Source organism: Pseudomonas psychrophila (genome assembly GCF_001043005.1).
Lineage (GTDB): Bacteria > Pseudomonadota > Gammaproteobacteria > Pseudomonadales > Pseudomonadaceae > Aquipseudomonas > Aquipseudomonas psychrophila.
This window is the reverse complement of the sequence record NZ_JYKZ01000006.1, coordinates 109,469-132,062: the sequence shown is the minus strand read 5'-3', so window position 1 is coordinate 132,062 and position 22,594 is coordinate 109,469. Positions and strand designations below refer to the sequence as shown.

General features: G+C 57.9%; 18 protein-coding genes. 6 read left to right on the top strand and 12 right to left on the bottom strand.

The annotated features are described in order from the left end of the window. Nucleotides 1–2: 2 nt before the first annotated feature. The 4 genes from leuB to leuC form a co-directional block, all read right to left on the bottom strand. Nucleotides 3–1,085, bottom strand: a complete 1,083-nt coding sequence (gene leuB / locus TU76_RS15355) for a 3-isopropylmalate dehydrogenase (RefSeq protein ID WP_019829024.1) — start codon at nt 1,083–1,085, stop codon at nt 3–5. A gap of 57 nt (nt 1,086–1,142) precedes the next feature. After that, nucleotides 1,143–1,910, bottom strand: a complete 768-nt coding sequence (locus TU76_RS15350; RefSeq protein WP_048352004.1) for a class I SAM-dependent methyltransferase — start codon at nt 1,908–1,910, stop codon at nt 1,143–1,145. Between the two features lie 119 nt (nt 1,911–2,029). After that, nucleotides 2,030–2,674, bottom strand: coding sequence for a 3-isopropylmalate dehydratase small subunit (gene leuD, locus TU76_RS15345; RefSeq protein ID WP_019829022.1), 645 nt, complete (start codon nt 2,672–2,674; stop codon nt 2,030–2,032). 10 nt (nt 2,675–2,684) lie between these two features. Beyond that, on the bottom strand, nt 2,685–4,103 hold the full coding sequence (leuC, locus tag TU76_RS15340) for a 3-isopropylmalate dehydratase large subunit (RefSeq protein ID WP_046809810.1): 1,419 nt from the start codon (nt 4,101–4,103) through the stop codon (nt 2,685–2,687). A gap of 133 nt (nt 4,104–4,236) precedes the next feature. On the opposite strand from leuC, the gene TU76_RS15335 reads away from it, so the two are divergent. Both TU76_RS15335 and TU76_RS15330 read left to right on the top strand, forming a co-directional pair. Next, entirely contained in the window at nt 4,237–5,157 is a 921-nt protein-coding gene (locus TU76_RS15335; protein ID WP_019829020.1) for a LysR family transcriptional regulator, read from the top strand. A 39-nt stretch (nt 5,158–5,196) separates the two neighbouring features. Further along, a complete protein-coding gene (locus tag TU76_RS15330) occupies nt 5,197–6,378 on the top strand; it encodes an acetyl-CoA C-acyltransferase family protein (protein ID WP_019829019.1) in 1,182 nt (393 codons plus the stop codon). A 110-nt stretch (nt 6,379–6,488) separates the two neighbouring features. On the opposite strand, the gene TU76_RS15325 is transcribed toward TU76_RS15330, so the two are convergent. Further along, nucleotides 6,489–7,355 carry a pirin family protein gene (locus TU76_RS15325; RefSeq protein WP_048352003.1) on the bottom strand — a complete coding sequence of 289 codons (867 nt, stop codon included), beginning with the start codon at nt 7,353–7,355 and terminating at the stop codon, nt 6,489–6,491. A gap of 326 nt (nt 7,356–7,681) precedes the next feature. On the opposite strand from TU76_RS15325, the gene TU76_RS15320 reads away from it, so the two are divergent. Continuing rightward, nucleotides 7,682–10,156, top strand: a complete 2,475-nt coding sequence (locus TU76_RS15320; RefSeq protein WP_048352002.1) for a TonB-dependent siderophore receptor — start codon at nt 7,682–7,684, stop codon at nt 10,154–10,156. 108 nt (nt 10,157–10,264) lie between these two features. Here the strand turns inward: TU76_RS15320 and TU76_RS15315 are convergent, their stop codons facing one another. Then, nucleotides 10,265–11,041, bottom strand: a complete 777-nt coding sequence (locus TU76_RS15315) for a transporter substrate-binding domain-containing protein (RefSeq protein ID WP_053070221.1) — start codon at nt 11,039–11,041, stop codon at nt 10,265–10,267. A gap of 46 nt (nt 11,042–11,087) precedes the next feature. Beyond that, on the bottom strand, nt 11,088–11,930 hold the full coding sequence (locus TU76_RS15310; protein ID WP_019829012.1) for a type 1 glutamine amidotransferase domain-containing protein: 843 nt from the start codon (nt 11,928–11,930) through the stop codon (nt 11,088–11,090). Nucleotides 11,931–12,044: 114 nt separating this feature from the next. Here TU76_RS15310 and TU76_RS15305 point away from each other — a divergent pair, with 114 nt between their 5' ends. The 3 genes from TU76_RS15305 (at nt 12,045) to TU76_RS15295 (ending at nt 15,249) form a co-directional block, all read left to right on the top strand. Further along, on the top strand, nt 12,045–12,950 hold the full coding sequence (locus TU76_RS15305) for a LysR family transcriptional regulator (RefSeq protein WP_048352001.1): 906 nt from the start codon (nt 12,045–12,047) through the stop codon (nt 12,948–12,950). A gap of 99 nt (nt 12,951–13,049) precedes the next feature. Then, nucleotides 13,050–13,913: a LysR family transcriptional regulator gene (locus TU76_RS15300; protein ID WP_048352000.1), complete on the top strand. Its 864-nt coding sequence runs from the start codon at nt 13,050–13,052 to the stop codon at nt 13,911–13,913. Nucleotides 13,914–14,004: 91 nt separating this feature from the next. Then, nucleotides 14,005–15,249 (top strand): D-mannose isomerase, encoded by a 1,245-nt coding sequence (locus TU76_RS15295; RefSeq protein ID WP_048351999.1) that lies wholly within the window; start codon nt 14,005–14,007, stop codon nt 15,247–15,249. A gap of 174 nt (nt 15,250–15,423) precedes the next feature. Here the strand turns inward: TU76_RS15295 and TU76_RS15290 are convergent, their stop codons facing one another. The 5 genes from TU76_RS15290 to TU76_RS15270 all read right to left on the bottom strand — a co-directional run bounded on the left by TU76_RS15290 (nt 15,424) and on the right by TU76_RS15270 (nt 22,501). Next, nucleotides 15,424–17,856 carry a TonB-dependent siderophore receptor gene (locus TU76_RS15290; RefSeq protein WP_048351998.1) on the bottom strand — a complete coding sequence of 811 codons (2,433 nt, stop codon included), beginning with the start codon at nt 17,854–17,856 and terminating at the stop codon, nt 15,424–15,426. Between the two features lie 99 nt (nt 17,857–17,955). Then, entirely contained in the window at nt 17,956–18,933 is a 978-nt protein-coding gene (locus TU76_RS15285) for a FecR domain-containing protein (RefSeq protein WP_048351997.1), read from the bottom strand. Then, on the bottom strand, nt 18,930–19,430 hold the full coding sequence (locus TU76_RS15280) for a sigma-70 family RNA polymerase sigma factor (protein ID WP_019829002.1): 501 nt from the start codon (nt 19,428–19,430) through the stop codon (nt 18,930–18,932). Before TU76_RS15280 ends, TU76_RS15285 begins: the two co-directional genes overlap by 4 nt. Nucleotides 19,431–19,591: 161 nt before the next feature. Next, on the bottom strand, nt 19,592–20,338 hold the full coding sequence (locus tag TU76_RS15275; protein WP_019829000.1) for an SDR family oxidoreductase: 747 nt from the start codon (nt 20,336–20,338) through the stop codon (nt 19,592–19,594). A 66-nt stretch (nt 20,339–20,404) separates the two neighbouring features. Beyond that, a complete protein-coding gene (locus TU76_RS15270) occupies nt 20,405–22,501 on the bottom strand; it encodes a putative bifunctional diguanylate cyclase/phosphodiesterase (protein WP_046809526.1) in 2,097 nt (698 codons plus the stop codon). Between the last annotated feature and the right edge of the window lie 93 nt (nt 22,502–22,594).

Below are 22,594 nucleotides of genomic sequence, written 5' to 3'. Positions count from 1 at the left end.
GATTACAGATTCTGTAGCGCGGCGACTACTGCATCGCCCATTTCCTGTGTTCCAACCTTGGTGCAACCCGCCGACCAGATGTCGCCGGTGCGCAAGCCCTGGTCCAGAACCAGGCTCACCGCCTGCTCAATGGCATCGGCCGCAGCGCTCTGATTGAAGCTGTACCGCAGCATCATCGAGACCGACAGAATGGTTGCCAGAGGGTTGGCAATGCCCTGCCCTGCGATGTCCGGCGCCGAACCGTGGCACGGCTCGTACATGCCTTTATTGTTGGTGTCCAGGGATGCCGACGGCAGCATGCCAATCGACCCCGTGAGCATCGAGGCCTGATCGGACAGGATGTCGCCGAACATGTTCTCGGTCACGATCACGTCAAATTGCTTGGGCGCTCGCACCAGTTGCATGGCGGCGTTGTCGACGTACATGTGGCTCAGTTCAACGTCCGGGTAGTCCTTGGCGACTTGCTCGACCACTTCACGCCACAGTTGGCTGGAAGCCAGTACGTTGGCCTTGTCTACCGAACACAGTTTTTTACCGCGAACACGGGCCATGTCGAAACCGACACGGGCGATGCGACGGATCTCGCTTTCGCTGTACGGCAGCGTGTCATAAGCCTGACGCTCACCGTTTTCCAGTTCGCGAGTGCCGCGCGGTGAACCGAAATAGATGCCGCCAGTCAGCTCGCGAACGATAAGGATGTCCAGACCCGCAACGATTTCAGGCTTGAGGCTCGATGCATCCGCCAGTTGCGGATACAGGATCGCCGGACGCAAGTTGCCGAACAGACCCAATTGCGCACGGATTTTCAGCAGACCACGCTCAGGGCGAATATCGCGATCGATCTTGTCCCATTTAGGGCCACCCACGGCGCCCAGCAACACAGCGTCGGCCACACGAGCGCGCTCCAGGGTTTCGTCAGCCAGCGGTACGCCATGCTTGTCGATGGCAGCGCCGCCGATCACGTCGTGGGTCAGCTCAAAGTTCAGGTTGAACTTGTCGTTGGCCAACGCCAGCACCTTGACCGCTTCGGCCATGATTTCCGGACCAATACCATCGCCTGGGAGAATCAGAATCTGCTTGCTCATGGGTTCCTCTTTCTTGTCTGTTGATGCCCCCGCAGGCGCATCCTGAAATATTTAGGGTTACTTCTCAGCCCAAAGCACCAGCACATCGGTGCAGAACGAGCCATCGGCTTCAACTTCAAAATAATCGCGAACTTCAGCGCCCATCGACTGTTGCAACTGGCGAATGGCCGCGCTCATGACCTGCGGCGTACGCATGCGCTCTATCCAGGAGCTGAACTCTAAACGCAAACGCTGGCGCTGTGTGCTGCGCGTATGCAAACCGGCTTCACTGACCTGGCGCAGCCACTCGGCAGTGGAATAATCGCGCACATGGCTGGTGTCACGCAGCACCTCAACACTTTGCAGATAGGTGTCGAACAGCGGACTGCCGGGAGAAATCACATCGATAAATGCCGCCACACCACCCGGCTTGAGTACCCGACGCACTTCACGCAGGGCCAGGCCGAGGTCGCTCCAGTGATGCGCCGAATAACGGCTGAGCACGTAATCAAATTCACCGTCAGCAAAGGGCAGGCGTTCGGCCGCACCGCACACGGTACTGATATTGCCCAGCTCGCGATCGATCGCAGCGGCGCTTACGACATCGAGCATTTGCTGCGACAGGTCGTAGGCCACCACTTCCTTGACCAGTGCCGCCACATGGAAACTCACATGGCCCGCGCCACAGCCCAGATCCAGCACCCGCGCCTCTGACTTGCCGGCCAGCTCGGCCTTTAGCAGGCCGAATTCTGTGCCTTGCGCGTGCACGGCGCTGCTCAGATAGGCCGAAGCCTGTTCGCCAAACTGCTTTTGTACAACCTGGGTGTGCTGGGCGGTGCTGGTCATGTTGATGTCCTTGTTGAATCTGTAGTCGCTGCCGCAGGCTGCGATAGGGGTCGCGGAGATTCCAGGAAACGGGTTGCTACGCAACCCTTCGCAGCCTGCGGCAGCGACTACAAGACGTGTTATGCGTCGCGGAACAACCATGGCTGGCTTGCCCGATGCTTGCTTTCAAACGCTGCAATCGCCTCGCCGTCTTGCAAGGTCAAACCGATATCGTCCAGACCATTGAGCAAACAATGTTTGCGAAACGCATCGATCTCAAAGTTCATGACCTTGCCATCGGGGCGGGTCACGGTTTGCGCTTCAAGGTCGATACTGAGCTGGTAACCCGGCTGGGCTTCAACCTGGGCAAACAGTTCATCAAGCTCGGCGTCGCTCAAGATGATCGGCAACAAACCATTTTTAAAGCTGTTATTGAAGAAGATGTCGGCATAACTCGGCGCGATGATGCTGCGAAAGCCATACTCTTCCAGCGCCCATGGCGCGTGTTCACGGCTGGAACCGCAGCCGAAGTTTTCACGGGCCAGCAACACGCTGGCGCCCTGATAACGCTCGGCGTTGAGCACAAAGTCCTTGTTCAGGGGGCGCTTGGAGTTGTCCTGGTACGGCTGCCCTACATCCAGATAGCGCCATTCATCAAACAGGTTCGGACCAAAGCCAGTGCGCTTGATCGACTTCAAAAACTGCTTGGGAATGATTTGGTCAGTGTCCACGTTGGCACGATCCAAAGGCGCGACCAAACCCGTGTGCTGAGTAAAAGCTTTCATGCTGCGCTCCTTAGATCAATTCACGGACGTCGATGAAACGACCGTTCACAGCGGCGGCGGCGGCCATTGCCGGGCTCACCAGGTGGGTACGACCACCGGCACCCTGACGGCCTTCGAAGTTGCGGTTGGAGGTCGATGCACAATGCTCGCCGGACTCCAGTCGGTCCGGGTTCATGGCAAGGCACATCGAGCAACCTGGCTCGCGCCATTCAAAACCGGCCTCCAGGAAAATCTTGTCCAGCCCTTCCGACTCGGCCTGGGCCTTGACCAGGCCCGAACCCGGAACCACGATCGCCTGCTTGATGGTGGACGCTACTTTGCGACCTTTGGCAATCACGGCTGCAGCACGCAAGTCTTCGATACGCGAGTTGGTGCACGAGCCAATGAACACGCGATCCAGCTGGATGTCAGTGATCGCCTGATTAGCTGTCAAACCCATGTACTTCAACGCACGTTCAATCGAACCGCGCTTGACCAGGTCGGCTTCCTGCGCCGGATCCGGCACATTCTGATCAACCGCCAATACCATCTCGGGCGAAGTGCCCCAGCTGACTTGTGGCTTGATCTGGGCTGCGTCGAGTTCAACCACGGTGTCAAATGTTGCATCGCTGTCGGAAACCAAGTCTTTCCAGGCTTCGACAGCCATGTCCCATTCGGCACCTTTAGGAGAGAACGGACGTCCCTTCACGTAATCGACGGTCTTTTGATCCGCCGCCACCAGGCCCACGCGGGCACCGGCTTCGATGGACATGTTGCAGATGGTCATGCGCCCTTCAACCGACAAGTCGCGAATCGCGCTGCCAGCGAACTCGATGGCGTGACCATTGCCGCCTGCGGTGCCGATCTTGCCGATCACCGCCAGCACGATGTCCTTGGCGGTCACGCCGAATGGCAATTGCCCTTCAACCGACACCAGCATGTTCTTCATTTTTTTGGCCACCAGGCACTGCGTGGCGAGCACATGCTCAACCTCGGAGGTGCCGATACCGTGGGCCAATGCACCGAATGCACCGTGGGTCGAGGTATGCGAGTCGCCGCAGACCACGGTCATGCCCGGCAAGGTGGCACCCTGCTCCGGGCCGATCACATGAACGATGCCCTGACGCACGTCGTTCATCTTGAATTCGGTAATGCCGTATTCGTCGCAGTTGTCGTCCAGGGTCTGGACCTGCAAACGGGAAACCTGGTCAGCAATCGCTTCGATCCCGCCTTTGCGCTCTGGCGTGGTCGGTACGTTGTGGTCCGGGGTGGCGATGTTGGCATCGATCCGCCAAGGCTTGCGCCCGGCCAGACGCAAGCCTTCAAAGGCTTGCGGCGACGTCACTTCATGAATGATATGACGATCGATGTAGATCAGCGCCGAGCCATCGTCGCGCTGCTTGACCAAATGCGAATCCCAGAGCTTGTCGTAGAGCGTTTTGCCGGCCATCAGACGGTTTCCTCATCAGCTACTTTTCTGTGCCAATAACCACTTGGCTTGTGAGGTCGATCCTATGGCGTTACAGTTAATAACTCAAATTCATAATTTTCATGCTTTGGATAACCAACAGGAATTCGAATAGATGGATCTCGCGAATCTCAATGCCTTTATTGCCATTGCTGAAACCGGAAGCTTTTCCGGAGCCGCCGAACGGCTGTTCCTGACCCAGCCCGCCATCAGTAAACGCATCGCCAGCATTGAGCAGCAACTCAAGCTCAGGCTGTTCGACCGGCTGGGCCGCGAGGTCAGCCTGACCGAGGCGGGCCGGGCTTTATTGCCGCGGGCCTATCAGATTCTCAACGTGCTGGATGACACCCGCAGGGCGCTGAATAACCTCAATGGTGAAGTCAGCGGGCGCCTGACCCTGGCCACCAGCCATCACATTGGCCTGCACCGGCTGCCGCCTTTGCTGCGGGAGTTCACGCGCACGTACCCCAAGGTCGCGCTGGATATTCAGTTTCTGGATTCAGAAGTCGCCTATGACGAAATCCTGCATGGCCGCGCCGAACTGGCAGTGATCACCCTCGCGCCGGAACCTCACTCGCTGATTCGTGCCGTACCGGTCTGGGATGACCCGCTGGACTTCGTGGTCGCTCCGGAGCACAGCCTGACCCGAAAAAAGGCGGTCAGCATGGCTGATATTGCGCGCCATCCGGCGGTGTTCCCCGGCGGCAATACCTTCACCCACCATATTGTCCATCGCTTGTTTGAAGCCCAGGGCCTGACACCCAATATCGCCATGAGCACCAACTACCTGGAGACCATCAAAATGATGGTGTCCATCGGGCTGGCCTGGAGCGTGCTGCCGCGCACGATGCTCGACGAACAAGTGGCATCGATTGCCTTGCCCGGCATCCAGTTGACCCGCCAGCTGGGTTATATCGTGCATACGGAGCGGACCTTGTCCAATGCCGCCCATGCCTTCATGACCCTTCTGGATGGCCAGGTCGACACCCAGGCCCCTCAAATGGACGACTCCCACCTTGATCACCCCGTGAAATAATCCAGCGCATTTGGCCCAATAAAACAACAAGGATCCGCCATGCAAGCTTCTGAAATCTTCATCCTCAGCGCCCAGCGAACGGCCATCGGCACCTTTGGTGGCGCACTCAAGGACGTGCCTCTGGGCGACCTGGCCACTACCGCCGTAAAAGCCGCGTTGCTGAATAGCCAGGTCGACCCCGAGCGCATCGGCCACGTGGTGATGGGTAATGTGATACCAACCGAGCCCCAGGATGCCTACCTGGCGCGAGTCGCCGCGATCAATGCCGGGATCCCCAAGGAAACACCGGCCTATAACGTCAATCGCCTGTGCGGCTCCGGTTTGCAGGCAATTATTTCAGCCGCCCATACCCTGATGCTCGGCGATGCCGAATTTGCCATTGGGGCCGGGGCCGAAGCCATGAGTCGCGGCCCGTACCTGATGCCTGCTGCCCGTTGGGGTGCGCGCATGGGGGATACGCAGATGCTCGATTACATGCTCGGCATTCTGCACGACCCGTTCCACGGCATTCACATGGGCATCACCGCCGAAAACATCGCCGAGCGCAACAGCATCAGCCGCCAGACTCAGGATGCCCTGGCGTTTGAGGACCAGCAGCGTGCAGCGCGGGCCATCGCCGAAGGCTACTTCGACAGCCAGATTGCCGCCGTCGAGGTACGCAGCCGCAAGGGCACCGTGTTGTTCAGTCAGGATGAACACCCGCGGGCCACCACCCTTGAACAGTTGGCGCAAATGAAACCGGCGTTCAAGAAGGACGGCAGTGTTACCGCGGGCAATGCATCGGGGCTCAATGACGGTGCGGCAGCGCTGGTACTGGCCAGTGGCGCTGCGGTACGGGCTGATAACCTTGTGCCAATGGCCCGGATGGTGGCCTATGCCCATGCCGGTGTAGAGCCCGAGCTGATGGGCCTTGGACCGATTCCGGCAACACGCCTGGCGCTGAAACGGGCGGGGCTGACCATCGAAGACATGGACGTTATCGAAGCCAATATCGCCTTCGCAGCCCAGGCTTGCGCCGTGATGCAGGAACTGGACATGGACCCGGCCAAGGTCAACCCCAATGGCTCGGGGATCGCCTTGGGGCATCCGGTGGGCGCCACTGGCGCGATCATCGCCACCAAGGCCATCCACGAACTGCACCGGATCAAGGGGCGCTACGCCCTGGCAACCATGTGTATTGGCGGTGGCCAGGGCATAGCGGTTATTTTCGAGCGGGTTTAAAAGCGCTGTAGAGACATCAATTGTGGGAGCGAGCCTGCTCGCGAAGAACATTCGCGAGCAGGCTCGCTCCCACCAGGGCTTGACCGGGAGCAGCGTATCGACAGGCGTTGCTACACAGGCATACGGCCAAACTTGCCCGACTGGAAGTCCACAAAGGCCTGATGGATTTCGGCATCGGTGTTCATCACGAACGGGCCATGCCCCACGATAGGCTCGTCGATCGGCTCGCCACTCAGAATCAGCAGCACAGCATCGTTGTTTGCTTCAAGCCTGACCTGTGAACCGTCACGCTCGAACAGCGCCAACTGCCCTTCACGTACCACTTCCTGACCGTTGACCTCAACCGCACCGTGCAACACCACCAGCGCCGTATTGCGGCCCTGATGCACATCGAACGTGGCCGACTTGCCCGCGTTCAAGCGGATATCCCACACGTCGATATCGGTAAAGGTGCGCGCCGGGCCGCGCTTGCCATCGAATTCACCGGCAATCAGGCGCAACCGGCCGGCATCGTCCTTGAGCGCCAGATCCGGAATATCCCGATCCACAATGCCCTGATACCCCGGCGCGGACATTTTGTCCCTGGCCGGCAGATTGACCCATAGCTGCACCATTTCCAGCGGGCCGCCACTGCGGGCAAACTCCTCGGAATGGAACTCCTCATGCAGGATCCCCGAGGCAGCGGTCATCCACTGCACATCTCCCGGCCCGATCACCCCGCCGTTACCGGTGGAGTCACGGTGCTCGACTTCGCCCTCGTAGACGATGGTCACGGTTTCAAAACCACGATGCGGGTGCTGACCTACGCCACGGCGTTCAGTGGTAGGCGAGAACTCCGCTGGCCCTGCGTAATCAAGCAACAGGAACGGGCTGATGTGTTTGCCCATGCTGTCGTAGGAAAACAACGTGCGAACCGGAAAGCCATCGCCGACCCAATGAGGACGGGGAGCTGTGTACACGCCAAGAATCTTTTTCATGTTGCACCTCCTGTAAATCATGGTGACAAGCTTAGATTCGATTCACCTATAAGACTAGATAGCGTTATCGACACAAATCGTCCCACCAGCAGAACAATCTATTTAATGTGGGAGCGGGCTTGCTCGCGATGCAGGCGACTCGGTTTGCCTGATTGATCCCATTGATGCCATCGCGAGCAAGCCCGCTCCCACTAAGGCCCCGACTGTGGCCATCCGCTAAATACAACTATTTGAAAAACCTGTATCTGGTTTCTCCACCGTGCTGCGTCTAATAACTATTCCCATTAACTAAAAAGAAACATTCCACTTCGGAGCCTAGGCACGCGATGCAACGACCCAACTTGAGCCGGACCCCCCTTTCGATCGCTACCCAGCGCCAGACAGTTCGCCGTACCCTGCTGTCCAGCGCCTTTGTAGCGACGGTATTGCTGGGGTCATCCATTGCCCAGGCGGCGCCTGTGGCTTTGAATATTCCGTCTCAATCCCTGGCCAGCGCGCTGAATGAACTGGGCAAGCAAGCCAATCTGCAAATTCTGTATAGCCCGGATCAGGTTCAAGGCATCAAGTCACGCTCGGTGTCCGGCTCTCTCGAACCGGTCAAGGCACTGGAGTCCTTGCTGCAAGGCAGTGGTATTTCGTATCAGCTCAACGGCGACACGGTTATTTTGAGCGCCCCTCAAGGCAACGGCCTGGAGCTGGGCGCGACCACGATTTCCGGCCAGGGCCTGGGCAACTCGCTGACTACCGAAGACACCCACTCCTACACCACCGGCGCCAGCAACAGTTCGACCAAACTGCCGCTCTCGATCCGCGAAACCCCGCAAACCGTGACCGTGATCACCCGCCAACTGATGGATGACCAGGCCGCCCAGAGCATCGGCGATGTGTTGCGCAACGCGCCGGGTGTGTCCACCCAGGCTTACGACAGCGACCGCATGGAGTATTCGGCGCGCGGTTATGCCATCACCAACTTCCAGTACGACGGGGTCAACACGCTGTATGACGGGGTTTTCGATGAGGGCGCAACCAAGGTCGACATGGCCCTGTATGACCGGGTAGATATCGTGAAGGGCGCTACCGGCCTGTTGTCCGGCTCGGGCGAGCCCTCGGCCACGGTCAACCTGATCCGCAAAAAACCAACCCGCGACTTCAAGGCTTCAGTCACTGCGAGCGCAGGCTCCTGGGACAATTACCGCACCGAAGGCGATATTTCCGGACCGCTGAATGACGATGGCAGCGTACGCGGACGCATGGTTGCGGTGTATCAGGATGCTGACTCGTACATTGATCACTACTCCAAAAAGAATGATGTGTTCTACGGCATCATCGAAGCAGACCTCACGCCGGACACCCTGTTCACCTTCGGCATGGACTACCAGAATATCAAGCCGCGCGGTTCATCCTGGACCGGTAACCCGTACTACTACTCCAACTACACCAAGACCGATTTCAGCCGTTCGTTCAACCCGGCAACTGACTGGAGCCGTCGCGACGTCCAGATCCAGACGACTTTCGCCTCCCTGGAACACCGCTTTGCCAATGACTGGAAAGTCAAAGCCACCCTGACCCAGCAAACCAACGATCACGACACCCTGTTGGGATCGGCCAGTGGTGGCTTGCCTGATCCGGTGACCGGTAAAGGCATGTCCTTCTATTGGGGTCACTGGGAAGGCCATCGCGTACAAAACACCTTCGATATCAATGCCACCGGCCCGTTTACCCTGTTTGGCCGCGAACATGAACTGGTGGTCGGTGCCACATCACAGTCTTCCCGGCAAACCGGCGCGACCTTTGACAGCAGTGAATATCGTGTGCTGTCCGAAAGCATCTTTGATTGGAATGGCAAATACCCGCGACCGGACTTCCCGAAGAACGGTAAATATGAAACCAACCAGAATCAGAACAGCGCCTACATCGCCGCACGTTTCAACCCCGCGGACGACTGGTCGATTATTCTCGGCAGTCGCCTGAGTGACTTCCAGTACAACAGCACCTACCGGTATTACGAGCAAAGCAGCAACTTCCAGGACAACAAAACCACTGCTAAACAGCACGGAGAGGTTACGCCCTACGCCGGCGTTGTGTATGACATCAACGAGAACTACTCGGTATACGGCAGCTACACCTCTATCTACAAACCCCTCACCGAGCAGAGCAGTTCGGGCGCTACTCTGGCACCGACCGAAGGCAACAGCTACGAACTCGGCGTGAAGGGCGAGTACTTCGATGGCCGACTGAATGCCAGTGCAGCGGTGTTTCGCACCGAACAGAAAAATGTCCCCATTCAGGTCGGTACCAACGTAAACACCAACCTGGGTATCTTTGAATCCCTGGATGGTGCAACCACCAACGGTATCGAGCTTGAGCTGTCTGGTGAACTGATGCCGGACTGGAACCTGATCGCCGGCTACACCTACGCCAAAACCCGCTCCGATGATGGGGAGCGGGTTTATGGCTACCCGCTGGAAACCACCAAACCGGAAAACGTGGCGCGGGTGTTTACCACCTACCGCCTGCCGGGCGTGATGAACAAGGTGACCGTGGGCGGTGGCGTGAACTGGCAGAGCCCGTTCTACGGCAAGATCTACAACTCAGCCAAAGAAGACTACGACATCATCGAGCAGCGGAGCTTTGCGCTGGTCAACCTGATGACCCGCTACGAGTACAACGAACACCTGACGTTCAACCTCAATGCCAACAACGTGTTCGACAAAAAGTACCTGTCGGGCCTGGGCAACTTCGGTACGACTTATTACGGCGAACCGCGCAGCCTGATGCTGACCTCCAAGTACAGTTTCTAGAGCGTTGCAGCCGGCTTGCTCGCGATGACGTCACCTCGGTTTATTTGACAAACTGCGGCGCCAGCATCGCGAGCATGTCGTATCGTCGCGCCCACAGAGGGTATGACCTCATTCAGCCTGCAGATAACGATTGACGATATCCGCGTACTGACCGCTTTCTTTTAACGTCAGCAAGGCGCTATTTAAAGCTATGCGCAGTGTTGTGTCTGATTGACGGACCCCTATCGCAATGCCACTCCCTAACAGTTCATCTTTGACAGGCGGGCCTGAAAATCCAAAGCCGTCACCCTGTGGGGTATCCAGTAATGCCTGTGAAATTTCTATCGTATCTTGCAAAGTAGCGTCAATTTCACCCGTCATCAGACTGCGAATCAATTCATCATTAAATTGAAAAGTGCTTATTACCACGCCTGCGGTTTCCCAGCGCGCCTTGGCAAAGGCTTGCCGACTGGTCCCCGCCAGAACGCCGACACGCTTACCTTCAAGAGAGGCAGGATCGGGCGTTAGATTCCGGTTTACCCGGGTGACAAGCCTTGAGTCCAGCGTATATAGCGAGTCTGTAAACTCGATCCGCTGGCGGCGTAAGGGCGTCGCTGACATTGGCATGATTGCATCAAACCGGCCTGCTTCCAGGGCATCAATATTGGTCGCATAGTCTTGGTCAACCCAGAGGCACTTGACATCAAGTTCAGCGCAAAGCGCATTACCCAACTCAATGTTCAAACCCACAAGTTCTCCCTGAGCATTGCGACTTTCAAAAGGAGGCACCAAGGCTTCAACGCCAAAACGCAGGTCCCGGCCCTTCCATGAGGAAATAGTTGAAGAACTGCAACCTGCGATCGAACCAACCGCCAATACAATCATTACGTAGTTTAAGGCGCTCACAACATGATCCTTCTTTTAAAAAGTGATTAACGAAACACACCAATTTTTATTGCAAGCGCTTGAGCAACTCTTCGGCGACCCTGATTGAAGATGCCGGATTTTGACCGGTAATCAGTTCGCGATCGGATACCACATAAGGACTGAACGGCACGAGAGAGGACGTATAGTCACCACCGGCCTGTTCAAAGGCTGTTTGGGGCATGTATTTCATTTCTCCGCCCTGCAGCCGACGTTGAGCAAGCTTCTCTTCCGTATTGTTCATAACCGTCATTTTGTAGCCCGCATAAATCCACCCGGTTAAAGGCGGTTTATCCTTGGCCGTTTCCAGCTGCGCAACGAATCCTGGTGCGTCCGGCAACGTCGACAACAAGGCCACTGGCCCATGACATACCAATGCTGTCGGTTTACCGGACTGATGAAAGTGGGTGAGTAATTTGCCCATCGACGTGTCGGTGGCTAAATCCTGTAAAGGCGCACGCCCCCCTGGAACATACAGTGCATCAAACTGGGCATAACCCACGTGTTCTATACGCGATAGGCTGACCACCGGCGAGTCAGTCAACGAAGTAATCTTGAGCCTGTCCATCAATACTTTATGGTCATTCAGTGCCTCGTTACTGCCACCGAAATAGGACTTGTCAAAAGAACCCTGATCCATTGTTGGTGCTCGCCCCAAAGGCGTTGCAAAGGTAAGGGTGTGCCCGGCATCAAGGAGCATTTTTACCGGTTGCATCAGTTCATTGAAGTAGAACCCGGTGGGTATTGAACGGCCATTTTTCAGTTCCAGCTCACTGGCGTCGGACAATACAACCAGCACCTTGGCGGCTTGTACCGTAAAGCTGGCGCCTCCCACAACAGCGCTTATCGCGAGGATGTTTAAAAGTTTCATAGTGCCTCCTGAGTATTAAGAGAACCGTTGCCTCTTTCACTTCAGGAATGTAATTACCGTGTTCGTCCTGAGAAATCCGCATGAATGACAATCACTTTGCCTCTGGGAGGTGTAATGGCCCGCCGATTTAATCACCTGGCTGACGTTGAAGCCTTTATCGCCGTGGCAGACAACGGCTCCCTCAGTGCCGCGGCGGTCGAGCTAGCGACAACACCGACGGTTATCAGCCGAGCAATCAAACGCCTTGAAACACATCTGGGGGTTCAGTTACTCAGACTGACGACACGCCGACTGAGCATCACTGATGCAGGACTCACATACCTGAACCAGACACGCCTGGCATTTGCGCAGATCAGTGACGTGGAGCGTTCATTATCCGGCCCTAACGATGCGTTGAATGCTCGCCTGCGAGTGAGTGCACCTACCACTTACGGCCATTACCGTCTGCCTGGCCTGTTAGCAGCTTTTAGCCGCATACACCCTCAGGTCAGGATCGAACTGAGCATCAGTAACCACAACGTGGATCTGGTCGCTGACAATTTTGACATGGCCATTCGTGTGGGCTGCTTGCCTGACAGCGCACTGATAGCCCGTAAATTGGAAGATGCGCGGTTGTGTCTGGTTGCAGCACCTCTGTACCTGCTCAGCAAGGGTGTACCCAAGTGCCTGGATGACTTGCAACAGCATCAGTGCTTGCCCTTTGTCGTGCCAAGCAGTGGAAGAGTCAGGCCGTGGCAACTTATGGACCATGGTCAACCGGTAGAACGTCTACCGACGGCTAATGTACAAATCAGTGACGATGTTTTAGGCGTTGTATCGATGGCGAAAAACGGGCTGGGAATTTGCCAGACCTATCGTTTCATCGTCGAAGATCAGATCCGCTCCGGGCTGCTGGTAGAAGTACTGAAACACACCTCAGGCTGCTCACGTCCTTTCTCAATTATTTACCCACCGCACCGGCAACTCTCGACGGCTTCAAAAGCGCTCATCAGCTTTTTGTTGAAACAGGTTCATGGCTAGAGCTCGTTTGCGTTTCAGGCACCCTCACGAGTTCAAAACCGGGATGAGCAACCGCCTGTTCTCCCTTACACTGAACGCCCTTTGCTCACTGGCGCGTTTATGGACCTCGACCTGGCTCGCACCTTCCTCGAAATCGTTCGCTACGGCAGCCTTGTCGGCGCGGCCGAAAAACTGCATGTCACCCAGACGGCCGTGACCGCGCGGGTGCACAAGCTCGAAAGCCTGCTGGGCGTGACGCTGTTCATTCGTAACCGCGCTGGCGCCAGGCTGACGCCTGAGGGCGAGGCGTTTGTGGTGTACGCCAACCAATTGCTACAGACCTGGGAAGCCGCCCGCCGCGATCTGCCGCGCCCCGAGGGCTTGCATCAGCTGCTGCATATCGGCGGTGAAGTCAGCCTGTGCAATCCGCTGATCCTGAACTGGGCCAAGGCCCTGCGCCAACACCTCACCACCCATGCCTTGCGCATACAGATCAGCGATGCCGAGCAGTTGCTGCGTCAGGTCGAAATGGGCCTGCTGGACGCGGCATTGGTCTATCAGCCTGCTTACTGGCCTGGCGTTCAGGTGGAACAGCTACTGGAAGAAAAACTGATCCAGATTCGCCGCCCCGAGCAGCCAGATCCTTATGTGTACATTGAATGGGGCGAAGACTTTCGACGCCAGCATGACGCTGCCCTCCCCGACAAAGCTCGCGCAGCCATCAGCTTCAACCTGGGGCCGGTGGCGCTGCATTACATTCTGGAAAACGGCGGCAGCGGCTATTTCCGCACGCGGGTGGTCAAGAGCTATCTGGACAGTGGCGCTCTGGAGCGCGTGCCCAAAGCCCCTGAATTCAGCTACCCCACTTACCTTGTGTATTCACGCGAACGGGACTGCGCGGCCTTGCAAGAGGGCATCGCGTTACTGCGCGAGATCGTCAAGCAAGACAGCGACTGGTCGCAGCGCTGGGAGCCGGAAATTTAAGCCGGTTTGCCAAAGATGAAAGCTTTCAGCTTTTTGCCCAATCCCTTAGTCTGCGAGCGCTGAATACCGACAAGAACACTACAGGTGGCACATGACCGACCTCACCCGGACCAACGAAAGCTGGCTGACGAGCGCACCCCATCAACAGTGGCTACGTGATCAGGGCCAGGCGTTGGTGGATTTCGCCAAGGCCGCGCGTGTGCCATCTGGCTTCGCCCAACTGGACCGGTTTGGGCGACGACCGGATGATGCCCCGGCTGACACCATTACCACGGCACGGATGGTGCACAGCTTTTCCCTCGCCCATATCCAAGGCTTGCCCGGTTGCGCCCCGCTGATCGACCATGGTCTGGCTGCATTGGCCGGGCCGTTGCGTGATGCAGTCAATGGCGGCTGGTTTGCCAGCCCCAATGCACAGGATGGCAACTCTCGCAAAGCCGCATACCTGCACGCCTTTGTCGCCCTGGCCGCCAGTTCCGCAGCTGTGGCTGGACGTGGTGGCTCGGCTGAGTTGCTGGGTGATGCCGTACAAATCCTCGAAAACAATTTCTGGTCACCACAAGAAGGCGCCTTGCTGGAAAGCTTTGCCAGCGACTGGAGTGACTGCGAAGCGTATCGCGGGGCCAACAGCAACATGCATGGCACCGAGGTCTTTCTGGCCCTGGCCGATGTGCTCGACGAAGACCTGTGGCTCGACCGTGCCTTGAGCATCGCCGAGCGGGTTATCCACCAGCATGCTGCGCAGTCCGACTACCTGCCCGTCGAACATTTCGATGCGCTCTGGCAGCCATTGCCCGACTACAACCACGACAACCCGGCAGATGGCTTTCGCCCTTTCGGTAAAACCCCAGGTCACGCCTTTGAATGGGCGCGCTTACTCCTGCACCTTGAGGCAGCCCGTAAACAACGCGGTTTATCGGCACCCCGGTGGCTGCTCGAAGACGCCCGCCAACTGTTCAGCAGCGCGTGCAAGCATGGCTGGAATGTCGATAGCGGCAGCGGAATTGTTTACACCCTGGACTGGAACAACCAGCCCGTGGTGCGCGAACGTCTGCACTGGACCCTGGCTGAAGCCTCGGCTGCGGCGGCAGCGTTGTTGCAACGCACCGACGAGCATGAGTACGAAGTCTGGTATCAACAGTTCTGGGACTACATCGACCTGCATTTGATCGATCGTCTGAACGGCAGCTGGCACCACGAGCTGGGGATCGACAATCAGCCTTCAGAAAACATCTGGCCCGGCAAGCCGGACCTTTACCATGCTTACCAGGCCACATTGTTGCCCCGCCTGCCTCTGGCAATCAGCCTGGCCAGTGCACTCAAATTGCGCCGTTGAATACTCAAACAGCCCCGTAGCAGCTGCCGAAGGAACGAGGCAGCGTCCGACGACGTAGTCGTCGTAAACCGGTTAGCGCGGTGAACCTGAAAGACCGCTCAGGATGGTTTACGACTGCTGCGCAGCCGAACGCAGCCTCGCGGAGCTCGTCAGCTGCTACGTAAAAATACATCATCACCAGTCGTATTTGACTTCCAGCGCCGCCGTCCTTTGCTGTCCGTAGTAACAGCCAAAACTGTAGTTGCATGAGGACACGTACTCGCGATCAAACAGGTTCTGTACGTTAAGACTGGTGCTGACCCCTTTGAAGCCAGGATCCAGGGCCGCCAGGTCATAACTGAGCGTGGCGTCGTAGACGACAAATGACGGTGTTTTGAAGGTGTTGGCCGAGTCGCCGAAGTTCTTCCCGGTGTAACGGGCACCGCCGCCCAGGGTCACGCCTTCAAGCGCCTGCCCGGTAAAGTGATAGTCCGCCCACACACTGGCCGCCCACGGTGATTGAGCCTCGCTGCGGTTGCCTTCGTTGCCGTAGTTGGACTTGGTGTAGATCACATCCAGATACGACACAGACGCGATCAGGTCGATGTTGTTGAAGCTGCTTTTGCCTTCCACTTCAATGCCCCGCGACCTGACTTCACCTTCCTGGACTTGATATTCCAGATACTCAAGGTCGCCCGTAAGGACATTTTGCTGGGTGATTTCGAACACCGAGGCGGTGAGCAACGTGGTGTCATTGGGCTGATACTTGACCCCCACTTCGTATTGCTTGCCCGTCATGGGCACGAACGCCTTGCCACCGCGATCCGGCGCGCTCGTGCCCACCGATGGCAAGAACGACTCGGTGTAGCTGATGTAGGGCGCCAGACCGAACGAAGTGACATAGGTCAGCCCCACGCGCCCGGTGAATTTGTTGTCGTTTTGCGTCACGCGCGAACGGGCGAGCAAATCGTTGTTTTCAACTTTTGCCCAATCGTGGCGACCGCCAATGGTCAGAATGAAGTTGTCCAGCTTGATCTGGTCCTGCACATACAGCCCGGTCTGCTTGACCCGGTTATCCCATTTGGTCGTCAGAGTCGGCACCCCCATGGTGCGGTAGTTGCTCGGGTTGTAGAGGTCAATGACCTCGCTGCCAGACAGGTTGTACCCCTGATACTTGCGAGCGAACTGACGGTAGTCCAGACCCACCAGCAAGGTGTGCTGCAAAGGACCTGTGGTGAAGTCGCTCTGCAGGTGGTTGTCGAAGCTGTACGAGCTGTTTTGCTGACGCCAGTCGAGTTTGGTGCGACTGGCGTGCGTGTCGGTCGCACCGTCCGGGGCGGTTACAAAACGGTTGAGGTAAAAGCCCTTGTAGCGATCGTCGACATCGATGTAGCTGAGACTCTGGCGATAGGTCATGACCTCGTTGAAGTCGTGGGAAAACTGATAACCGAGCACATATTGGTCGCGCTTGTAGTCGTTCCATTTCGAATCGCCCAAAAACGTGTCGCGGTCAATCTTGTTGCCCTGGGAGTTGCGGTACAGGCTGCCTACTGCGGGCAAGGCCTGATAGTCGGCCAGTGCGTCATCGCGCTGCAACTGCGCATATAGTGTCAGTTCGGTGCTGTCATTGGGTGCCCAGGTGAAGCTGGGCGCAAGCAGCATGCGCGAGTCTTCGGTGTGGTCCACCTGCTCGCTGCCGGTATTGCCCACACCGATCAGCCGGTAGCTCAGGGTTTTGGCATCGTCCAGCGGGCCGGTGGTATCAAAGGCCAGGTTGTAACGGTCAAAGCTGCCGGTGCCGACCTTGATCTGGTGCTGGGCCTCCATGCTCGGGCGTTTGGAGACCATATTGATCATCCCCCCCGGCTGGTTTTGCCCATACAGCACAGAGGACGGGCCTTTGAGCACTTCGATACGTTCCAGGGTGTACGGATCGATCTGCGGGGTGCCACCCAGGCTGCCGGCTGACGGCAGGTAGGCGCCATCGAGATAGAGCAGCGTAGGGGCAAAACCCCGGCTGGTGATCTCGTCAGCGATGGTGTTGCGATCGGTGTAGCCATTGGTGCTCACCCCCGGGGTGTAACGCAACGCTTGTGTCAGGTCGCGTGCGCCCTGCACTTCTGCCTGATCAGCAGTGACCACGTTGATGGTCTGGGGGATCTCCAGAATCGGCGTGTCGGTTTTGGTCGCGGTGGCCGAACGGGTGGCGACAAAGCCGTCAACGTGGCCACGACCATCTTCGCCCACACGTGCCGACACGTTGGTCGCACCCAGATTCAACGCACCCGCCTCAGCCTGCGGGTAAACACTCAAGGCGCCGCTGTCGGTCACACTCAGGCCCAGGCCACTGCCCGCCAGAGCGCGTTCGGCAGCCTGTTGCGGGGTAAACATGCCGTTCACCGGCGCAGAGTTCTTGCCTTGCAACAAGGCAGGGGCAACGGACAGCGTCAGGTTGCTGTCACGAGCAATCCGACTCAAGGTCACGCCCAGAGGCGCTGAAGGCAGATCAAAAAAACGAACGGCACTCTGTTCACTGTGCAACGCCTCAGCCACCGCGTTCGGCAAGCCAGCAATGCTCAGGGTGATCGTCAGTGCCAGCAGGCAAGGTCTTAGCGGGGCATACGGCATGGGGCGTCCTTTCTCGTTGCAAGGTAGGCAGTTGTAACCTTGACCAACGAGCAAGGATTTCCCCTCACACTATTTGCAATTAATTCCCATTCGGCTGTTTTACCGATTCACATCAATCAGGGTCAACCACGGTCCGTAGCGCGTGACCTTGATCGGCAAGGTTTGCGCCAGCGCGCTCAGGGTTTGGGCTGTGTTGTCCAGAGGGAACACCCCGAACACCCGCACCCGTGCAGCCTCGGGACTGATGCGCAGCACCCCCGTCTGGTAGGGCGCAAGCGCGTCGACCAGGGCCGACAACGGTTCGTCATGCAGCTCTACCCGGCCGTGGACCCAATCGGTCTGGCTACGGGAAGTAGGGGTTTGTGGGTCAATCTGGCTGGACGTGAAAGACACGGCCTGGCCGGTGTCTACACGCCGCTGCTGACCGCCCAGGGTGTTCAGCTGCACACTGTGTTGTTGCACGCTGGCCAGACTTTCGCCCGTCCCCTGACGCACCATAAAGCGCGTACCCAGTGCCTGTACCTGGCCTTGATCCGTCACCACCACGAACGGACGCTTGGCATCGGCGGCCACGTCCACCTGCAACTCGCCTTCACGCAGTCGCACGCGGCGCTGGCCAGCGCTGAACTCGATATCGACTGCGCTGCGGGCGTTGAGTGTCAGCAGGCTGCCATCCACCAGTTCAATGGTTTTGCGCTCACCGGTTGCCGTCTGCTGGTCGGCCATCAAGCCCGCCAATGGCGTCACACGATCTACCAAGCCTGCAGCACCCAGACCGAGCAGCAACACTAACAGGCCGCCTCGCAGCGCCTTTTTACGTGTCAGCGAAGTGCTGGCCATTAATGCCCGGCGTGCGGCCTGCAATTGCCCGGGGCTGCGCCGTTCAACCGATTGCAAGTCGGCCACCGGGGCTTTCAGTACCCCGGCCACCCGTTGCCATGCGGCCATGTTTTCGGGGGTTTCAGCCAGCCATGCCTTGAACACCTGACGCTCCGAAGGACAGGCTTGCCCGGACTCAAGGCGAAGCATCCAGTCAATGGCTGCACGGGTGATCGGATCGACCCTGGTTGTACTCATAAGGCTGGCTCCGTTTGCTCGAGACAATGAACAAAGGCGCGACGCAAATCACGTTCGACAGTGGCCAGCGATACCCCCAACTGATCCGCAATGGCTTGCTGGGGCATACCTTCAAGGCGATTGAGCAAAAAGGCCCGTTTGACCCGCGACGGCAGCCCTTCAAGCACGCGATCAATCGCTTCAATCGCCTCGCGAACCAGCGCAATGTCTTCGGCAGAGGGTGCATAGGCCAGAGGCAAATCGGCCAACTGATCCAGATAGGATTGCTCAAGCTTGCGGCGGCGCCACAACGAGCACAGCAACCTGCGGGCAACGGTGCTCAGATACGCTCTGGGCTCCTGGATGCGCTCCAACTGCTGGGCATCATAGGCGCGCAGAAAAGTGTCCTGGGTCAGATCAGCTGCATCCTGTGGGCAACGCACCTGTCGCGACAGCCAGCCGCGCAGCCACGCATGATTGTCGTGATACAGACTTGCCAACAGGCTTTTGGGATCCACAGGGCTAGACACGATAGATAACCAGACTTAAATAGCAATAAGTCGCATTATCGTCGGATCAAGCGTAAAAGCAAGCAATGTGGGAGCGAGCCTGCTCGCGAAGATCATTCGCGAGCAGGCTCGCTCCCACGGCCAGAGTGTCTAAGGGAGATAGTGGGGGCTTACCGCCCGCCGCCCAGATCCAGAAAGGTACCTGTGGTGTAGGAAGCCTTGTCCGAGAGCAGCCACACAATCGCTTCGGCCACTTCTTCGGGGCGCCCGCCACGGCCCATCGGGATGATCGGTTCAAGCTTGCTGACCCGCCCCGGATCGCCGCTCAAGGCATGAAAGTCGGTGAAGATATAACCGGGTCGCACCGCATTGACCCGGATCCCTTCACCCGCCAGCTCCTTGGACAAGCCCAGAGTGAACGTGTCCAGCGCGCCCTTGGAGGCCGCATAGTCGACATACTCACCCGGGGAACCCAGACGCGAAGCCACCGAGGACACATTGACGATATTGCCGCCCTGCCCGCCGTAGCGTGGTGACATGCGCAGCACCGCGTGCTTGGCACACAGGATCGGGCCCAAAACGTTGGTTTTCAGAGTGTGCATGATGCGCAGCTCGGAGAGCTCATCGACCCGCGACTTGAGCCCCACGGTGCCAGCGTTGTTAACCAGCGCCGTGACTGGCCCCAACTGCTCGTCAACCTCGAGGAACAGGCGAATGATTTCCTCTTCGTCACTTACATCGGCACGTACCGCGATAGCTTTTGCGCCCAGGGCACGAACCTGCGCCAGCACCTCATGGGCAGCGGCATCGTCAGCCAGGTAATTGATGCAAATCCGATAACCCTGTCGCGCCGCCAACACCGCAGTGGCCGCACCTATTCCGCGGCTGCCGCCGGTGATCACGATGACTTTGTCCATAAATACGTGCTCCCTTTGCAACGATCCAAGTCTGGGTGCCAGAATAACCGTGAAGGCTTTGCTTTGTCAGGTCGGTGTCTGATTTCTGTCCGTGGCGGGCTCGGCGCGATGGATTTCCTCCATGAACTGCACCGCAGGCAGTGGCTGGCCCAGCAGAAAACCCTGCAGTGAATCGCAGCCCAGTGAGGTCAAAAAACTTTGCTGGGTATCGGTTTCCACACCCTCGGCCACAATCCGCAGCCCCAGTGCCTGACCCAGTGCAACAATGGCCGAAACAATCGCCGCATCGTCGCTGTCATGCTCCAGGTCCCGAACAAAGCCACGGTCGATTTTCAATTCATTGGCGGGCAAGCGCTTGAGGTACATGAGGCTGGAATAACCGGTACCAAAGTCATCAATGGACAGGTCAACGCCCATCTGTGACAGCCGTTGCAGCACCACCATGCTTGCATCGGCGTCACTCATGGCAGTGGTTTCGGTGATTTCCAGGGTCAGGCTATTGGCCGGTAACCGGTGCCGCTCCAGCGCCTCGACAACACTGTCGACCAGCCCCGTGTAGCAAAACTGCAATGCCGACAGATTGACCGCAATGCGCCAGCTGCTATAGCCCTGATCAAACCATACTCGCATCTGCCGGCAGGCTTCGTTAAGCACCCAGTCACCAATGGGAATGATCAGCCCGGTTTTTTCCGCCAGGTCGATAAAGCTGTCCGGCAACAGCAAACCCTGCTGCGGATGCTCCCAGCGCAACAAGGCCTCGGCACCCACGGGCTGGCCGGTGCCCGCGTCGAACTTGGGCTGATAATGCAAACGAAACTGTTTCAGTACCAGGGCCTGACGCAAGTCTTGCAGCAGTTGCAATTGCTTGCGGGCGTTGATGTTCATCGATGCATCGAAAAAGCTGTAGCCGTTTTTGCCCGTGCCCTTGGCGTGATACATCGCCGCATCGGCGTTCATCAACAACTCTTCGGCGCTCAAGCCGTTACCGGGATAAAGCGCAATACCGACACTCGCAGAAATCAGCAAATCATGCTCGTCCACGCGGAACGCCTTGGACAACAGGCTGACCTGACGCGCCGCCACTTGCGGGGCATCGTCCGGCTCAAGCAAACGCACCAGCAGCACAAATTCATCGCCACCAATTCGCGCCAGGGTGTCCTGGCTGCGCAACTGCTCGCGCAAGCGCAAGGCCACCTCACGCAACAAGCGGTCGCCCAGGTGATGGCCGAACGCATCGTTCACCGGTTTAAAACCATCGAGGTCGATAAACATCAGCGAGAAGCATCCGCCCTGCTCCGCCACTTTGTTCATCGCCTGACCGATGCGATCAGCCAGCAGGATGCGATTAGGCAGCCCGGTCAGGGTGTCGTGCAGCGCCAGTTGCGTCAGTTCTTCATTAGCCAGGGTCAAAGAGTCCGCAAGAGCGGCGGTGCGGGCATCGAGGCGGGCATCAAAAACCGAGGTCAACAGAGCAATGACCAGTACGGCCAGGCTGGATACCAGCACCAGGTTGTCCAGCCCCTTGCCACTCAAGCCATCCACGGCAGCGCCGCAAAAACTGCCTACCGGGAAGTTCGCCGCCGCCATGCCGGTGTAATGCATACCGACAATGGCGAGCCCCATGATGACCGCAGCCGCCCCACGGATCAGGCGCACATAAGGTGTTTGCTTGCGCAGATGAAACGCGATCGACAGTGCGGCAGCCGACGCCCCGACCGCAATCAGCAACGACAGGCCAAACAGCGTCGGGTCGTAATCGATCCCCGGCTGCATACGTAACGCCGCCATGCCGCTGTAGTGCATGGCACTGATACCCGCCCCCATGATCAAGGCGCCAAACAGCAGTTGCAGCGCCGGCAGGCGTGGCTGACTGACCAGCCACAAGGCAAAACCTGACGACAAAATTGCCACCAGCAAAGACCACAGGGTCAGCCCCAGGTCGTACCCCAGGGTCAGTGGCAACTCCAGCGCGAGCATCCCGATAAAGTGCATCGACCACACGCCAAAACCCATGGCCAAGGCGCCGCCCCCGATCCACAAGTACACGGCACGACCACGAGCGGTGGCGATACGGCCACTCAAATCAAGGGCGGTGTACGACGCCAGGATGGCAACACACAGAGAAATGAAAACCAGCGAGGGTGAGTACGTTGCAGAAACCATGGACCTTCTCGTGAGCGTGTGCCGAACAGCATCCATGCTCGGTAAAGGGGCGCGATTGTACTGCTTCCAGGTGCTAACGCATCTATCTATGCG

What these genes read in the sequence shown, in the direction of transcription:
- leuB (WP_019829024.1), bottom strand. Translation starts at nt 1,085, where the DNA reads ATGAGCAAGCAGATTCTGATTCTCCCAGGCGATGGTATTGGTCCGGAA.
- TU76_RS15350 (WP_048352004.1), bottom strand. Translation starts at nt 1,910, where the DNA reads ATGACCAGCACCGCCCAGCACACCCAGGTTGTACAAAAGCAGTTTGGC.
- leuD (WP_019829022.1), bottom strand. Translation starts at nt 2,674, where the DNA reads ATGAAAGCTTTTACTCAGCACACGGGTTTGGTCGCGCCTTTGGATCGT.
- leuC (WP_046809810.1), bottom strand. Translation starts at nt 4,103, where the DNA reads ATGGCCGGCAAAACGCTCTACGACAAGCTCTGGGATTCGCATTTGGTC.
- TU76_RS15335 (WP_019829020.1), top strand. Translation starts at nt 4,237, where the DNA reads ATGGATCTCGCGAATCTCAATGCCTTTATTGCCATTGCTGAAACCGGA.
- TU76_RS15330 (WP_019829019.1), top strand. Translation starts at nt 5,197, where the DNA reads ATGCAAGCTTCTGAAATCTTCATCCTCAGCGCCCAGCGAACGGCCATC.
- TU76_RS15325 (WP_048352003.1), bottom strand. Translation starts at nt 7,355, where the DNA reads ATGAAAAAGATTCTTGGCGTGTACACAGCTCCCCGTCCTCATTGGGTC.
- TU76_RS15320 (WP_048352002.1), top strand. Translation starts at nt 7,682, where the DNA reads ATGCAACGACCCAACTTGAGCCGGACCCCCCTTTCGATCGCTACCCAG.
- TU76_RS15310 (WP_019829012.1), bottom strand. Translation starts at nt 11,930, where the DNA reads ATGAAACTTTTAAACATCCTCGCGATAAGCGCTGTTGTGGGAGGCGCC.
- TU76_RS15305 (WP_048352001.1), top strand. Translation starts at nt 12,045, where the DNA reads ATGGCCCGCCGATTTAATCACCTGGCTGACGTTGAAGCCTTTATCGCC.
- TU76_RS15300 (WP_048352000.1), top strand. Translation starts at nt 13,050, where the DNA reads ATGGACCTCGACCTGGCTCGCACCTTCCTCGAAATCGTTCGCTACGGC.
- TU76_RS15295 (WP_048351999.1), top strand. Translation starts at nt 14,005, where the DNA reads ATGACCGACCTCACCCGGACCAACGAAAGCTGGCTGACGAGCGCACCC.
- TU76_RS15290 (WP_048351998.1), bottom strand. Translation starts at nt 17,856, where the DNA reads ATGCCGTATGCCCCGCTAAGACCTTGCCTGCTGGCACTGACGATCACC.
- TU76_RS15285 (WP_048351997.1), bottom strand. Translation starts at nt 18,933, where the DNA reads ATGAGTACAACCAGGGTCGATCCGATCACCCGTGCAGCCATTGACTGG.
- TU76_RS15275 (WP_019829000.1), bottom strand. Translation starts at nt 20,338, where the DNA reads ATGGACAAAGTCATCGTGATCACCGGCGGCAGCCGCGGAATAGGTGCG.
- TU76_RS15270 (WP_046809526.1), bottom strand. Translation starts at nt 22,501, where the DNA reads ATGGTTTCTGCAACGTACTCACCCTCGCTGGTTTTCATTTCTCTGTGT.